This window comes from Methylobacterium sp. J-077 (assembly GCF_022829365.1).
Lineage (GTDB): Bacteria > Pseudomonadota > Alphaproteobacteria > Rhizobiales > Beijerinckiaceae > Methylobacterium.
On record NZ_JAKSYJ010000220.1, the window covers coordinates 13,364 to 29,112 of the forward strand.

At 70.3% G+C, this 15,749-nt stretch carries 11 protein-coding genes; 8 read left to right on the forward strand and 3 right to left on the reverse strand.

Annotated features, from left to right (window positions below):
* Window positions 1–13: 13 nt before the first annotated feature.
* Window positions 14–1,189 (forward strand): MFS transporter, encoded by a 1,176-nt coding sequence (locus tag MKL11_RS27415; RefSeq protein ID WP_243949269.1) that lies wholly within the window; start codon window positions 14–16, stop codon window positions 1,187–1,189.
* Window positions 1,190–1,371: 182 nt separating this feature from the next.
* Here MKL11_RS27415 and MKL11_RS27420 read toward each other — a convergent pair whose 3' ends face one another.
* The gene (locus MKL11_RS27420) at window positions 1,372–6,216 is read right to left on the reverse strand and encodes an NAD-glutamate dehydrogenase (protein WP_243949272.1); all 4,845 of its coding nucleotides are present in this window, start codon (window positions 6,214–6,216) and stop codon (window positions 1,372–1,374) included.
* 158 nt (window positions 6,217–6,374) lie between these two features.
* Here MKL11_RS27420 and MKL11_RS27425 point away from each other — a divergent pair, with 158 nt between their 5' ends.
* From MKL11_RS27425 to MKL11_RS27440, 4 genes are all read left to right on the forward strand, one after another.
* Complete coding sequence (locus MKL11_RS27425) at window positions 6,375–6,791, forward strand: MarR family winged helix-turn-helix transcriptional regulator (RefSeq protein WP_243949274.1); 417 nt, start codon at window positions 6,375–6,377, stop codon at window positions 6,789–6,791.
* Between the two features lie 29 nt (window positions 6,792–6,820).
* Window positions 6,821–8,116 (forward strand): MFS transporter, encoded by a 1,296-nt coding sequence (locus tag MKL11_RS27430; protein WP_243949276.1) that lies wholly within the window; start codon window positions 6,821–6,823, stop codon window positions 8,114–8,116.
* Between the two features lie 186 nt (window positions 8,117–8,302).
* Window positions 8,303–9,469: a multidrug effflux MFS transporter gene (locus tag MKL11_RS27435; RefSeq protein WP_279600753.1), complete on the forward strand. Its 1,167-nt coding sequence runs from the start codon at window positions 8,303–8,305 to the stop codon at window positions 9,467–9,469.
* Window positions 9,470–9,543: 74 nt separating this feature from the next.
* Window positions 9,544–10,074 carry a DoxX family protein gene (locus MKL11_RS27440; RefSeq protein ID WP_243949280.1) on the forward strand — a complete coding sequence of 177 codons (531 nt, stop codon included), beginning with the start codon at window positions 9,544–9,546 and terminating at the stop codon, window positions 10,072–10,074.
* 5 nt (window positions 10,075–10,079) lie between these two features.
* On the opposite strand, the gene MKL11_RS27445 is transcribed toward MKL11_RS27440, so the two are convergent.
* Window positions 10,080–11,528: an MFS transporter gene (locus tag MKL11_RS27445; RefSeq protein ID WP_243949282.1), complete on the reverse strand. Its 1,449-nt coding sequence runs from the start codon at window positions 11,526–11,528 to the stop codon at window positions 10,080–10,082.
* Window positions 11,529–11,735: 207 nt separating this feature from the next.
* On the opposite strand from MKL11_RS27445, the gene MKL11_RS27450 reads away from it, so the two are divergent.
* The 3 genes from MKL11_RS27450 to panE all read left to right on the forward strand — a co-directional run bounded on the left by MKL11_RS27450 (window position 11,736) and on the right by panE (window position 15,454).
* Entirely contained in the window at window positions 11,736–12,623 is an 888-nt protein-coding gene (locus MKL11_RS27450; protein WP_243949284.1) for a DUF3313 domain-containing protein, read from the forward strand.
* A gap of 167 nt (window positions 12,624–12,790) precedes the next feature.
* A complete protein-coding gene (guaB, locus tag MKL11_RS27455; RefSeq protein WP_243949286.1) occupies window positions 12,791–14,284 on the forward strand; it encodes an IMP dehydrogenase in 1,494 nt (497 codons plus the stop codon).
* A gap of 225 nt (window positions 14,285–14,509) precedes the next feature.
* Window positions 14,510–15,454: a 2-dehydropantoate 2-reductase gene (gene panE / locus MKL11_RS27460; protein WP_243949289.1), complete on the forward strand. Its 945-nt coding sequence runs from the start codon at window positions 14,510–14,512 to the stop codon at window positions 15,452–15,454.
* A gap of 21 nt (window positions 15,455–15,475) precedes the next feature.
* Here panE and MKL11_RS27465 read toward each other — a convergent pair whose 3' ends face one another.
* On the reverse strand, window positions 15,476–15,646 hold the full coding sequence (locus MKL11_RS27465; protein ID WP_243949291.1) for a hypothetical protein: 171 nt from the start codon (window positions 15,644–15,646) through the stop codon (window positions 15,476–15,478).
* Between the last annotated feature and the right edge of the window lie 103 nt (window positions 15,647–15,749).

The following is a 15,749-nucleotide window of genomic DNA, read 5'->3' on the forward strand; positions in this document are numbered from 1 at the left end:
GAAGGAGGTCGCGTTGCCGCCCCTGCCGATCCTCGCCCTTGCCGTCGCTTCGTTCGGAATCGGCACCACCGAATTCGTCATCATGGGCCTGCTGCCGGAGGTGGCGCACGGGTTCGGCGTCACCATCCCGCAGGCCGGTTATCTCGTATCCGGCTACGCCATGGGCGTGGTCGTCGGCGCGCCGATCGTGGCGATCGCCACGGCGGGGCTTCCCCGCAAGACCGCCTTGCTCGCCCTGATGGCGGTCTTCCTCGTCGGCAATATCGGCTGCGCCCTGGCCCCGAGCTACGGCCTGCTGATGGCGGCCCGGATCGTCACCGCCTTCGCACACGGGGCGTTCTTCGGAATCGGCGCCGTGGTCGCGCGCGATCTGGTGCCGCGCGAGAAGCGGACCCAGGCAGTCTCGCTGATGTTCGCCGGCCTGACGCTGGCCAACGTCCTCGGCGTACCCCTCGGCACCGCCCTGGGACAGGCGGCGGGATGGCGCTCGACCTTCTGGGCGGTGGTCGCGATCGGGCTCCTCGCCGGACTGGCGATCCAGCTGTTCGTGCCCTCCGGTCTGCCCGGGACACGCGGCGGCTTGGTAAAAGAATTTCGCGCGCTCGGCCGCTGGCCCGTGCTGCGGCCGATGCTGATCTCCACCCTGTCGTCGGTGAGCTTCTTCACCGTGTTCACCTACATCACGCCGTTCTTGACCGGGGTGACCGGGTTCTCGCCGCAGGGCGTAACCGGCGTGTTGTTCGCCGCGGGGATCGGCCTGACGGTGGGCAACCTCGCGGGCGGGCACTTCGCCGATCGGGGCCTGATGGCGACGATCATCGGCGGCTTCATCGGCATCGTCGCGGTGCTACTGGTCCTGGCAGGGGTGGCCCACCACGCGATCCCGACGGTGGCCGTGCTGGTCCTGTGGTCGGGCCTCGCCTTCGCGCTGGTCTCGCCCCTGCAGATCTGGGTGGTCGAGGCCGCGAGCGATGCTCCGAACCTCGCCTCCACACTGAACCAGGGCGCGTTCAACCTCGGCAACGCCACCGGCGCCTGGCTCGGCGGGACGGCCCTGACGCTGGGAGCCGGCTACGGCCAGTTGCCGCTGATCGCCGCCGCTGTCTCGATCCTGGGCCTCGGCCTGACGGTCATGGCCGTCAGCCGCAGCGGCAGCCGGATTTTTTCCACCTCTGCGCCGGGAGCGTAGCGGACGATCCTGAGGGTTGGGCGCCGGCCTCGGAGCGCTCGTACCGGTGTGTTTCGGCCTTGATGCCTAGGCATCACCTCATGTGCAGGCCGCGACGCGCCTCCTCTCTTGTGCGGGAAAGGAGACCTGCGCCTTATAAGTGCTCGCAGTCAGGCCGACCGCGGCGGCCGGCGCGCTACGCGCTAATCCGCCCGCACCAAGTCACCGAGCAGGCTCGCCGCCACTGTTGCCTTGGAGACCGTGAGGCCCGAGGCGCTGATCGCATCGACCGCGTCGCGGATGCGAACGAGGGGCGCGCCTCTCGCCTTGGCCCAGGCCGCGACGGCCTCCGGCCCGGCGCCGAGATCGGCTACCACCTCGGCGGTGAGCTTGCGGTGGGCGGCGGCGATGCCGGCGACCGCGCGCTCCAGGGCGACCCGGTCGAAGGTGTCGGCCACCGGCACGGTCCGGGCCGCGGTGGCGAGTTCGTCCAGCCGGAAGGCGTGCTCCAGGGCGAAATGGGTCGCCGCGACCTCTTCCACCGGCCGCCCGCTGGCCTCGGCGACGCGGACGATGTCGGGCGCGGAGATCAGGGCGTTGAGGGAGGCGAGCCGCCTGGCCTGCTCGCGGGCCATGCCGTGGCCTTCCAGTTCCGCCGCCCGATCGCCGATCGCGGCGAGCGCCTCGGCCTCGAGCACCTTCGGAAGCGCCGCCTCCACGGCCGCGACCCCGTCGCGATAGCGCGCCACCAAGGGCGCGAGGCCGCCGGTCAAGTCGAGGTTGCGGATGAACCAGACGATCCGGTTGGTGAGCAGGCCCTGCACCTCGGCGTAGAGGCCGAGCTGGTCCTGCCCGGAGAGGCCGCGGCTGAGCCCGTCGATGGCGAGGTTCAGCTCCATCAGCCCGAAGGCGTCCCGGGTGATGGCGTAGGCCTTGGCGATGGTCGCGGCATCCGCTCCGGTCCCGTCGATCAGGCGCGTGACCAGGGACGGGCCGCCGCGGTTGACGATGATGTTGGCGAGCGCCGTGGAGATGATCTCGCGGCGCAGCCGATGGCCCTTCACGGCGTCGGGAAACTGCTCGCGCAGGGCTTTCGGGAAGTAGCGCTGCAGTTCGCGGTCGAAATACGGGTCGTTCGGCACCGCGCTCGCCAGGATCGCGTCGTAGAGCGACAGCTTCGCGTAGGCGAGCAGCACCGCGTATTCCGGCCGGGTCAGCCCCTCGCCGCGGCGCATCCGCTCGGTGATCGCGGCGTCGTCGGGCAGGTATTCCACCGCCCGGTCGAGGCGCCCCTCAGCCTCCAGCGCCTGCATGGTCCGCATGGCGAAGCCGGTCTCGCCCACGCCGCCGCGCTGGGCGAGGGACAAAGCCAGCGTCTGCAATTCGTTGTTGCGAAGGACCAGCCGCCCGACCTCGTCGGTCATGGCGGCGAGAAGCGTGTTGCGCGCCGCGTAATCGAGCCGCCCGTCCCGCTCCGGGACCATCAGGGCGATCTTGATGTTCACCTCGACGTCGGAGGTGTTCACGCCGGCGGAATTGTCGATCGCGTCGGTGTTGAGCCGGACGCCCGAGCGCGCCGCCTCGATGCGCCCGCGCTGGGTGAGGCCGAGATTGGCGCCCTCGCCGATGGCCTTCACCCGCAGCTCCGGCGCGGTGATGCGCACCGCATCGTTGGCCCGGTCGCCGGCATCCTCGTCGGTTTCGGTGGTGGCGCGGATATAGGTGCCGATGCCGCCGAACCAGAGCAGGTCCGCCGGCGCCTTCAGGATCGCCTGCATCAGCTCGGTCGGCGTCGCCTCGTCCCGGTCGAAGGCCAGGGCGGCCCGGACGGCCGGGGCGAGCGGAATGGTCTTGAGGCTGCGCGAGAACACGCCGCCGCCCTCGGAGATGAGCCCGGCATCGTAATCCGCCCAGGAGGAGCGACCGAGGTCGAACAGGCGCTTTCGCTCGGCGAAGCTCCTCGCCGCGTCGGGATTCGGATCGAGGAAAATGTCGCGATGGTCGAAGGCCGCGACCAGCCGGAGGCTCTCCGACAGCAGCATGCCGTTGCCGAATACGTCGCCCGACATGTCGCCGACCCCGACCACGGTGATCGGGTCCGTCTGCACGTCGACATCGATCTCGCGGAAGTGGCGGCGCACCGCCTCCCAGGCGCCGCGGGCGGTGATGCCCATGCCCTTGTGGTCGTAGCCCTGGCTTCCGCCGGACGCGAAGGCGTCGCCGAGCCAGTGGCCCTTCTCCAGAGAGAGGGCATTGGCAATATCCGAGAAGGTGGCGGTGCCCTTGTCGGCTGCCACCACAAGGTAGGCGTCGTCAGGATCATGCCGAACCGTGTCGGGCGGGGGCACGATCGCTTGATCGACGATGTTGTCGGTGAGTTCGAGCAGCGTCCGGATGAAGATCCGATAGCTCTCGGTGCCCTCCTGCATCCAGGCCGCCCGGTCGGAGGCTGGTGGCAGGCGCTTGGGGAAGAAGCCGCCCTTGGCGCCCACCGGCACGATGACGGCGTTCTTCACCTGCTGGGCCTTCACCAGACCCAGGATCTCGGTGCGGAAATCTTCCGGCCGATCGGACCAGCGCAGGCCGCCGCGGGCGACGTAGCCGAAGCGCAGATGCACACCCTCGACCCGAGGCGAATAGACGAAGATCTCGAAGAACGGCCGCGGCAGCGGCATCGCCGTGACCTTGGCGCAGGCGAACTTGAAGCTGATCGTTTCCCGGGGGCCGCCATGCTCCGCTTTCTGGAAGAAATTCGTCCGCACCGCAGCCTCGACCAGGTTGACGAACCGGCGCAGGATCCGGTCGTCGTCCAGGCTGGTGACGTCGCCGAGCGCCTCCTCGATCTGGGCGCGGGTCTCCGCTTCCCGGGGAGCCCGGTCAGCCTCGGCCTGCGGGTCGAACCGGATCCGGAACAGGGCGACGATCGCCCGGGCGATCCCGGGATGGCGGCTCAGCGTGCCGGCGAGGTAATCCTGCCCGTAGCGGATCCGGAGCTGGCGCAGGTAGCGGCCGAGCGCCCGGAGCAGCGCCGCCTCCCGCCAGGGGAGGGCGGCTTCCAGCACCAGACGGTTGTAGCCGTCGGATTCCACCGAGCCATCGGCCAGAGCCAGCATGGCCTCTTCGAGCGGCCGCTCCAGCGTCGCGAGGTCGATGGTCCCCCCGGTCGCGCGCTCGATCCGCATGTCGTGCAGCCAGACCCGGGCGGATTCGTCGAGCCCCGCCGGCTTGATCCGGTAGGTCCGCTCGTCGATGACGCGAAAACCCAGATTCTCCAGGCCCGGCACCCGGTCGGAGAGGGCGATCGCGGTGCCGCGGGAGAACACCTTCAGGCGGATTTGTGCGTCGGAATCGCCGGCCCGGCGCTCCAGATGCACGGCGCGCGGCTGCGCGTCGCTCAGCGATTCGAGGATCGCGACATCGGCCACGGCGACATCGGATGCGAAATTGTCCCGGTAGGCGGCGGAAAACGCCTCGGCGTAACGGGTGGCCAAGAGGCGCGCGCGGTCGCCGTCATGGGCCTCGGCCAGGGCCGCCCGCAGGGCGTCGCCCCAGGTCCGGACCAGGGCCGCGATGCCGGCCTCCAGCGCCGCCGGGTCGCGCTCCGGCACGTCCTCCTCGGACAGGCCGATGATGTAGTGGGTGCGGGCGAGCGGCCCGTCCGGGAAATCGGGATCGGCCAAGCTCAGCCGGCCGCCATAGGACTCGGCCAGATAGGCCCCGATCCGGGCCCGCACGGTGGAATCGTAGCGGTCCTTGGGCACGTAGACCAGGAGCGACACGAAGCGGCCGAACCGGTCCGGGCGCGACAGCACGCGGATTCGCGGCCGGTCGGCGAGGTTCGCGATCGCCAGGGTGAACCGGTACAGCCGGTCGACATCGATCTGGAACAGCTCGTCCCGCGGGTAAGTCTCCAGCACCGCCAGCAGGCTGCGGCCGGCATGGCTGGTCGGATCCAGGCCCGCCCGCTCGGCCACCGCCTCGACCTTACGGCGCAGGACCGGCACGTCCCGCGTGGGGGCTGTATACGCCGAGGCCGTGAACAGGCCGACGATCCGCACCTCGCCCGAGAGCTTGCCGGTGGCCGAGAACAGCTTCACCCCGACATAGTCGAGATACGAGACCCGGTGGACCCGGGATTTCGCGCTCGCCTTGGTGATGATCAGTGCCTGCGGCTCTTCCAGGAAGGCGAGGATCTCGGGCGTGTAGTCGACCGGGGTCCGGCCCCGGCGCAGCGGGGCGGCGCCGGGATCGCGCAACACGCCGAGGCTCGAGCCCTCGATCACGGGATGGCCGTCGCCCGCGATACCGTGCTGGCGCATGCCGAGAACCAGGAACTGCCCGTCCTTCAGCCAACCCAGGAAGGCGCGGGCCTCGGCGATCTCGTCCTCCGGCAGCGGGGAGGGGGCGCGGCCGAGGCTATCGGACAGCTCGGAGATGCGGGCCAGCATGGATTCGTGGTCGTCGCTCGCCAGGGCCACGTCGCGGTAGACTTGCGCCAGGGCCTCCACCAGCCGCGCGCGGGACTCGCCGTCCAAGCGGCCGAGATGGAGGTGGATGAAGCTCTCGCGCGCCAGGCTGCCATGGGCATCCGCGGTGGTCTCGCCGACCACCCGCACCAGCGTGCCCGAGGCATCGCGCTCGACGCCGAGGATCGGGTGAGCGACGAGGTCCGGCGTCAGGCCCAGCTCGGTCAGCTCGGCCAGGGTTGAATCCAGCAGGAACGGTCGGTTGTCGTTCACGACCTCCAGGATCGTGATCTCGCGCGGCCGTCCATTCCGAATCAGTTCGGCGTCACTCAGGCGCAGCCGGGCCGGGTCGCCCGGCCTGCGAGGTTCGGACAGGAGCGTCCGCGCCTTGACCGCGAGGTCGGCCAGGGCATCGGCGGAATAAGGGGCCAGGTCCTCCGGCGTCACGCGCCCGAACAGATCGCGGGTGAAGCCGCCGGGGCCGCCCTGCGCGGCGACGATCTCCGCGGCGGCGTCGATGAGCCCGGTCCGCGCCGACTTCTGTTCCGAGGATGACAACGCCGTGGCGGTCTCGAGTGTCATCGTGCCTCTCACGAACCGGGAGCCTGCACGCGCAGCGTTAGCAGGGTGAACCGCCGTGTCGATGACAGCCGGCCGCAAATCCCGGTTCCCGGGTGTCGAACCGGAGGAACCGTCAGGCCCGGCTTGTGCCACGGAGAATAGGTGCATATACACGCATCATGAGCGCCGAATCTCAGATCGAACCCTGCACATGCGTCGCGCTGCGCCGCGCCACCCGCGCCTTGACCGCGTCCTATGATGCCGCCCTGCGTCCGTCCGGCCTGCGGGTGACGCAGTTCTCGATTCTGCGACGCCTGGAGCGGCTCGGGCCGACGCCGCTGACCCGGCTGGCCATCGAGGCGGTTCTGGAGCGGACTACCATGGCCCGCAACCTCGACCCTCTGGAACGACGTGGCCTCGTGAAGATCGAACCGGGTCGGGATGCGCGTGAGCGGATCGTCTCCCTGACGGATGCCGGTCGCGAGGCCGTGGCGGCGGCTACGCCCTTCTGGCAGGCGGCCCAAGCCCGAATCAACGCGCAGATCGATTTTAAGGCCGTTGCAGCCCTCGCGGACGCCCTGATCGCCGCCGCCTGACCGACCGTCTCATCCTCCGGAGCCCCAACATGCCCGTCCCCATCGAGACGCTCTCCGCGCCGCCCGTGCCGCGCCTGCACTATGCCTGGGTCGTCGCCGGGGTGACCTTCCTGGTGCTGCTGATCGGGGCGGGGGTGCGCGCGACGCCGAGCGTGCTGATCGTGCCCTGGGAGCGGGAATTCGGCTGGACCGCGGCGACGATCTCGGTCGGCATCGCCCTCAACATCTTCCTGTACGGGATGATCGGGCCGTTCGCGGTGGCGATCATCGAGCGTTTCGGATTGCGGCGGGCGGTTTGCTGCGCGCTGTTCGTCCTGGCGGTCGGCACGGCCGCCACCAGCCTGATGACCGCGCCCTGGCAGATGGTCCTGCTCTGGGGCATCGTGGTCGGCTCCGGCTCGGGGATGGTCGCCAACGTGCTCGGCGCGACCGTGGCCGGGCGCTGGTTCGGCAAGCGCCGGGGCTTGGTGATCGGCATGCTCACCGCCAGCAGCGCCACCGGACAGCTGATCTTCCTGCCGATGCTCGCCTCTCTCGCGGTTGGGCAGGGCTGGCGCTCGGTCTCCCTGCTGGTCGCGGCCGTGACCCTGGTGCTGATCCCGGTGGCGGCCCTGCTGCTGCGCGACCGGCCGGCGGATCTCGGCCTGCCGCGCTACGGCGAGACCGTCGTGACCCCGACCCCGGTGCTCACCGAGAACCCCGCCGTCCGGGCCCTGCGCGGCCTGCGGACCGGCCTGAGATCGAAGGATTTCTGGCTGTTGTCGGGCACGTTCTTCATCTGCGGTGCCTCGACCAACGGCCTGATCGGCACGCACCTGATCCCCGCCTGCATCGACCACGGCATCGCCGAGGTGACGGCCGCGGGCCTGCTCGCGGTCATGGGCATCTGCGACCTGATCGGCACCACGGCGTCGGGCTGGCTCACGGACCGGTTCGATTCGCGCAAGCTCCTCGCCTGGTATTATGCCCTGCGCGGACTCTCGTTGATCTTTCTGCCCTACTCGTTCGATCTCAGCTTCTACGGCCTGTCCCTGTTCGCGGTGTTCTACGGTCTCGACTGGATCGCCACCGTGCCCCCCACCGTCCAGCTCGCCGGAAAGTCCTTCGGCGAGGAGAATGCCGCGCTGATGTTCGGCTGGATCGCCGCCGCCCACCAGATCGGCGCCGCCTCGGCCGCTTGGCTCGCCGGCCTGGTTCGGACCGATACCGGCACCTATCTCGGCGCCTTCGTGTCGGCGGGCCTGCTCTGCCTGGTCGCCGCCCTGATGGCGGGTTTCGTCGGGCGCAGCCCCCGGGAGCCGGCCCTGCGCCCGCTGCCGGCCTGAGCTGCATCACGGGGCCGAATCCGTCACAAGCGTGCCGCGAAGGGGGCGCCTCCATCGGGCGATCCCTTCGCAGCACGAGCGCGCATTGTGACAATCGCCATCCGGCCCAACCCGCCGGTCCAGCAGGTTCGCGCCCCGCGGTCTGGGCCGGGCTTCACCGAGTTCGTCGCCATCATCGCGCTGATGATGGCGGTCACCGCCATCTCCATCGACAACCTGCTGCCGGCCTTCCCGGCGATCGAGGCCCGGTTCTCCGTGCCCGATCCGAACCGGCTGCAGCTCCTCGTCTACGTGTTCATGGCCGGGTTCGGCGTCGCGCAGCTCGCCTACGGGCCGATCTCGGACACGTTCGGGCGCCGCAAGGTGCTGCTAACCAGCCTGGCGATCTACGTCGTGGGCTGCGGCCTCGCCATGGTGGCGCCGAGCTTCGGCTGGCTGCTGGCGGCCCGGGTCATCCAGGGCATCGGCGCGGCCGGCGGGCGCGTGCTCTCGGTGGCGATCGTGCGCGACCGCTTCGCCGGCCGCGAGATGGCGAGCGTGATGTCGCTGACCATGATGGTCTTCCTGATCGTCCCGATGATCGCCCCGGCGCTCGGCGGCCTGATGCTGGCGCTAGGCTCCTGGGTCTACGTGTTCGTCTCGATGCTGGCGCTGGCCTTCTGGCTGACCGCCTGGTTCTCCCTGAGGATGCCGGAGACCCTGCACCCGGAATACCGCCGCCCGCTCTCGCTCGGGGCGACCTGGGACGCGGTCCGCACCACGGTCACGACCCGGGTCTCCATCGGCTACGCCACGGCGCTCGGCCTGCTCACCGGCTGCATCATGGGCTATGTCGGCTCGGCCCAGCAGGTGTTCGATACCGGGCTCTACCACCTCGGGCCGCTGTTCCCCCTGGCCTTCGGGCTGGTGGCCGGCGCCATGGGCGCGGCGACGCTGATCAACGCCCGCATCGTCCGGCGGCTCGGGATGCGGGCGCTCTCGCATGCCGGCATCATCGCCTTCACGCTGGTCGCCCTGGCCCAGGTCGGCGTGGGCTTGGCCTATCACGGCCATCCGCCGCTGGCGGTGTTCCTGACGACCCTGGCGGCGAACCAGTTTTTGATGAGCTTCGCCCTGCCGAACTTCAGCGCCCTGGCGCTGGAACCGCTCGGCGCCATCGCGGGTACGGCCTCGTCGTTCGTGGGCTTCTACACGACGATCCTGGGGGCGTTCTCCGGCTTCCTGATCGGCCAGGCCTTCGACGGGACCGTGCTGCCGGTCGGGATCGGCTATGCGACCCTCGGGGGACTGGCGCTGCTGGTGGTGCTCTGGACCGAGCGCGGACGCCTGTTCCGGGGCGGGGTCGCGAGTTGACAGTTCGGACTTAACCCGGCCTTCAAACGAATGCGGCAGCCTCCGGTCAGCCCTCGCAGCCGACCGGACCCGATATGATCGCCCGCGCCCAGGACGGAACCCTTCTCGCCGCGCGCCTGCTCCTGGCCGCCGCACTCTTGCCGACCGGGATCGCACGGGCGCTGAACGTCTCGGGATTTGCGCTGACGCTGGCCGGCAGCGGCATGCCGTTCCCGAACGGCGTCGCCACAGCCGCCGTGGTGGTGCAGGTCTTCGGCCCGCTGGCCCTGATCCTCGGCGTGCTGCCGCGCCTGACCGGGCTGGCGCTCGCCGTGTTCGCGGCGGTGACGGCCGTGATGCTGCACGCCTTCTGGCAATATGTCGGGCCGGCCGCAGTGGCCGAACGGACGCTGATGCTGGCCGATCTCGGCTTGGCGGGCGGGTTTTTGATCTATGCGCTCACCGGCCCCGGCGCCTGGAGTTGGCAGGGCTGGCGCACCGGCCAGATCGGCGAGCGGTCGGCCCCGCAGCGCGCGCCTATCAAGGCACCGGCCAAAAGCGCGGCGGCGCGTGGTGGCACCGGAAAAAAATCGGGTGGGCGCGCACCGGCTCGCGCCGCAGCCTGATCGGCTTAGCTCGCCCGAGGCTTCAGCTCGGGCGTCGCGGACGGCGTCGCGGCGACCATTCGGCGACCGGAAATCTCGGCGCCGGCATCGGGCGTCAGCTTGCGGAACGCCAGCACGGAGGCCGCCGACAGCACGGCCACGGCGAAGAAGGCCGGCCCGAAATCCCCGGCCTTGATCGTGGTCCGGCCGTGGAACCCGGCCGTACCCTCGAGCGCCAGGGCGCCCAGCGTGACCCCTAGGCTCAGCGACAGCTGCTGGCAGACGCTGGCGAAGCTTGTGGCCGCGCTCATCTCCCGGGATTCGAGGTCGGCATACGCGATGGCGTTGACGCAGGTGAACTGCACCGAGCGCGAGCAGCCGCCGATGAACAGCAGCGCGATCATGATCCAGTGCGGCGTCTCTGCGGTATAGAGGCCGTTCACCGCCAGGAAGGCCGAGGCCAGCACCGCGTTGGCGACCATCACGGCGCGGAAGCCCAGGCGGCGCAGGATCCGGGGCGCCAGGGTCTTCACGAACATCGCCCCGGCCGCCGCCGCGAAGGTGATCAGGCCGGAATGCAACGCGTCGAGCCCGAACCCGACCTGCAGCATCAGCGGCAGCAGGAACGGGATCGCCCCGGTCCCGACCCGGAACAAGCTGCCGCCGAAGATGGCGACCCGAAAGGTCGGGCGGTTCATCAGGTCGAGCCGGACGATCGGGTGGGCGACGCGCCGGGCATGCAAAAAGTAGAGTGGCAGCAGGATCGCGCCGCCGGCCAGGCATCCCCAGGAGACCGCGGCCGGCAGGAGATGGCGCCCCATCGAGGCGAGCCCGAGCATCAGGGCTGCGAGGCCGGTGCCGAGCACGAAGAAGCCGGTCAGGTCGAGGGGCGGCCGCTCCGGCTCGCGCACATCCTCGAAATACAGGCTCGCCAGCACGATCCCGGCGCAGCCGATCGGCAGGTTGATGAAGAAGATCCAGCGCCAGTCGAACCAAGTGGTGATCAAGCCGCCCAGCGGCGGCCCGAGCACCGGGCCCACGAGGGCCGGGAAGGTCAGGTAGGCGAGCGCCGTCACGAGTTGCGACTTCGGCACGCTGCGCAGGACGACGAGGCGCCCCACCGGCACCATCATGGCGCCGCCCATGCCCTGGAGGAACCGTGCGGCCACGAACCACGCCAGGCCGTTCGCCGCCGCGCAGGCCAGCGAGCCGATCATGAACACCACCAGCGCGGCCCGGAACACCGTGCGCGAGCCGTAGCGATCGGCCATCCAGCCGCTCACCGGGATGAAGATCGCCAGGCTGACGAGATAGGACGTCAGCGCCAGCTTCAGGGCGATCGGATCCTCACCGAGGCTCGCCGCGATGCTGGGCAGCGCCGTGGCGATCACCGTGGAATCGGTGTTCTCCATGAACAGGGCGGTGGCCACCGTCAGGGGGACGATCCAGAGCGGTTTTTGGGTCGGCGAAGACATCGGACAGCAGACGCGCGTCGCGCCGGGACGGTTGCACGGCGGGGGGCGCCCATTCGCATCGTTATGTTTCGCGTCTGTATCCGCCACGCAACAGGGGTTGCATCGTGACCGAGCGCCACCTTTTGTGCGCGAGCTCCAATGGCTACGTTTGGCCCGAGCGGTCTTCCGGCCGTCGATCCCGGCACGGTGCCGGCCGTGAGACCCTCGATGCAGCCCTCTCCGAGCAAGCGCCGTTCCCTGTCGCGGATCGCCGCCGCCGTCGCGCTCCTGTCGACGGTCGCGGCCTGCGGCACCGTGCTCCTGAACGATCGCGGTTCGCTGACGCGCTACGATCGCCTGAAGGCCAGTTCCGCGGTCGCCTCGGCCTCGCGGCTCTACGTTGACCGGCCGGCCTTGGCCAAGGCCCGCACCGTGCGGATCATCCCGACGGCGTTTCACGCCGATGTCGCGGGGTCTGCGCCGCTGACCCAGGCCGAACGCCGCCTGATCGCCAATGCGGCTGACCGGGCGCTCTGCTACGACCTGTCCCTGCGCTACGACATCGTGACCGGCCGCGACGCCGACCTGACCGTGCGGGCGCAGGTCACCCGGGTCGAGCCCACCGATCTCCTCGGAGCAGGCGCCACCATCGCGGGCTCGGCCGGCGTGACCGTGGCCTCGCAGGTCGGGCTCAGCGCCGTCGAGGGCATCGGCCGCATCCCGGTCCCGCGGATCCCGATCGGGCTCGGCAGCCTCACGGTCGAGGCCGAGGCGCTCGACCGTCGGCGCGAGCAGCGCGCCGCGATGGTCTGGGGCGGGGCCGCGAATTCGTTCACCAGCCAGCCGCGCTTCTCCCGCGCCAGCGACGCCTACGACCTCGCCGGCGAGTTCGGCCAGGATTTCGGCTTCATGCTGGCCACCGGCGACGACCCGTTCAACGCCCCCAACACCCTGCCGACCTGGGATCGCATCCGGGTCACCACGCTGGGCGAGGCGCCTCTCGACCCCGACTGCGAGGCTTTCGGCCGGGCGCCCGGCATCGACGGTATCCTGGGCGACTATATCGGCTTGCCGCCGGAATACACCGACAAGGGCGCCGCTCCGGTGGCTCGCTGACCGCGCCGCCCATCCCGGTCCGAAAAAGCGGGGGAGCCATGCGCGATTTCCCGCTGCAGCGCGGCGACGGCGCATTGGCGCGGCTGCGGACCCCATGATACTGGCACTTGCCAACCCGATCCCGCTGCGCAGCCCCCTGAGCGCGGCCGTCCGAGGAAAGTTGGCACATGGCCCGAGTAGACTTCGCATCGATCATCGAGGGCCTGACCTTCGACGACGTGCTCCTGCGGCCCGCTGCCTCCTCGGTGATGCCGACCGAGGTCAATGTCGCGACGCGGCTCACCCGCACGATCCCCCTGAACCTGCCGATCCTCGCCTCCGCGATGGACACCGTCACCGAGGCGCCGATGGCGATCGCCATGGCGGCCAATGGCGGCATGGGCGTGATCCACCGCAACCTGGAGCCGCCGGAGCAGGCCGAGCAGGTCCGTCTCGTCAAGAAGTACGAGTCCGGCATGGTGATGAACCCGATCACCATCCACCCGGACGAAACCCTGGCCGACGCCTTCGAGGTGATGAAGCGTAACCGCATCTCCGGGATCCCGGTGGTGGAGCGCGGGCCCAACGGCTCCCGGGGCAAGCTGGTCGGCATCCTGACCAATCGCGATGTCCGCTTCGCCACCAACTCCGCCCAGCCGGTGGCCGAGCTGATGACCCGGGACCGGCTGATCACCGTCCGCGAGGGCGTGACGCAGGACGAGGCCAAGCGCCTTCTGCACCAGTTCCGCATCGAGAAGCTGCTGGTGGTCGACGACCATTACCGCTGCATCGGCCTGATCACCGTCAAGGACATCGAGAAGCGCGTCACCTACCCGTTCGCCGTCAAGGACGAGCAGGGCCGCCTGCGGGTCGCCGCCGCCACCACCACGGGCGACAGCGGCTTCGAGCGGGCCGAGCGCCTGATCGATGCCGGCTGCGACGTGATCGTGGTCGACACCGCCCACGGGCACTCGATCAAGGTGCTCGACGCCGTCGCCCGGGTGAAGCAGCTGTCCAACGCCGTGCAGGTGATCGCCGGAAACGTCGCCACCCGCGAGGGCACCAAGGCGCTGATCGATGCCGGCGCGGACGCCATCAAGGTCGGCATCGGCCCGGGCTCGATCTGCACCACCCGCATCGTGGCCGGGGTCGGCGTGCCCCAGCTCACCGCCCTGATGGAGGCCGTGGAGGCCGCCGGTGAGGCCGACATCCCGGTCATCGCCGATGGCGGCATCAAGTATTCTGGCGACCTCGCCAAGGCGATCGCGGCCGGCGCCTCGGTGGCGATGCTCGGCTCGCTCTTGGCCGGCACCGACGAGGCTCCCGGCGAAGTCTTTTTGTATCAGGGCCGCTCGTACAAGTCGTACCGGGGCATGGGGTCGGTGGGCGCCATGGCCCGCGGCTCGGCCGACCGCTACTTCCAGGCCGAGGTCAACGACACCCACAAGCTCGTGCCCGAGGGCATCGAGGGCCAGGTCCCCTACAAGGGCCCGGTGGGCAACGTCCTGCACCAGCTCGCCGGCGGCCTGCGCGCGGCGATGGGCTATGTCGGCGGCGCGACCATCCCGGACTTCCAGGAGCGCGCGCAGTTCATCCGCATCACCAATGCCGGCCTGCGCGAGAGCCACGTGCACGACGTGACCATCACCCGCGAGAGCCCGAACTACCCGTCGCGGACCTGACGCGAGAGTTTTCGCGCTCATGAAGCGCTCCCTCTCCCTTGGCGGGGGGAGCCTGCACTTCATTTGCCATCGCAGAAAATGGACAGAGCGGGCACGTGGTACGAGGACCACGTTCAGCTGAGGCGTGCGTCTCCATCACCGCCTTGACTCGGCCATACGAGCAACCTTCGATGGCTACGTCGAAAGAAACCGATGCGGCCGGCGACCCAGCCCCGGAGACACTCAATGCGCACGCTGATCGTCGGAGCCGGGGCGACCGGCGGCTATTACGGGGCGCGGCTCGCCGAGTCGGGCGCAGACGTGACCTTCCTGGTCCGCGCGGCCCGGGCCGAAAAGCTGGCCGCGAACGGGCTGGTGCTGCACTCGCCGCTGGGCGACCTGCATTTGGCCGCCCCGCCCACCGTCACGGCCGTCACGCTGGGGCAAGCCGGCGCGTTCGATCTGGTGCTGCTGTCGTGCAAGGCCTACGACCTCGACAGCGCCCTCGCCGACTTGGCGCCCGCCGTGGGGGCGCAGACCGCGATCCTGCCGGTGCTCAACGGGATGTCGCATCTCGACGCCCTCGACGCCAAGTTCGGCGCGGAGCGGGTGCTCGGCGGCTGCTGCGCCATCGCGGCGACCCTCGCGCCGGACGGGGCGATCCGGCACATGAGCGAGCTGTGCAGCATCACCTACGGCGAGCGGGACGGGTCGCGCTCGCCCCGGATCGAGGCGATCGACGCGCTGATGCGCGGCCTGAAGTTCCAGGCTTGCCTCAGCGACGTGATCCTGCTGGAGATGTGGGAGAAATGGGTGTTCCTCGCGAGCCTCGCGGGCGCCACGACCCTGATGCGGGCCGCGATCGGCGACATCGTGGCGGCGCCCGGCGGCGCGGCGTTCATCGCCGCTCTTCACACGGAGTGCACGACGATCGCGGCGGCGAGCGGGTTCGAGCCCCGCGGCGTGGTCGCCGAGCGGGCGCGGGCGCAGCTCACGGCCCAGGGCTCGACATTCACCGCCTCGATGCTGCGCGACATCGAGAATGGCGGCCGGATCGAGGCCGACCACGTGATCGGCGACCTGATCGCCCGCGCCGGCCGGCTCGTCCCGGAGGCGACGTTCCCGCTGCTGGAACAGGTCTATGCGGGGCTCAAGGCCTACGAGGCCCGGCGGACGCGGGAAGCGGCCTGAGCCGCGTCCCGCATCGGGCCCTCAGTAGCGGCCGGGCGGCGGCGGGGGCGGGTTGCCGTATTCAAGCTGTGTCTTGGCATCGACCGGCCGGCGCGGCGGCGGGGTGAGATCGGGGGCGGCCGGGGCGCTCGCGCAGGCGGCGAGGGTGGCGGCGACGAGCCCGGCAAGGGTCAAGCGAACGACGGACGACATGAGCTGAGGCACTCCCGGGCATGCCCCTTTGGCGGAACGCACTGGTCCGCGGCGGGAGGATGCCATACGACACGGGCCGGCCCCGTGTCGCGGGACCACCCAC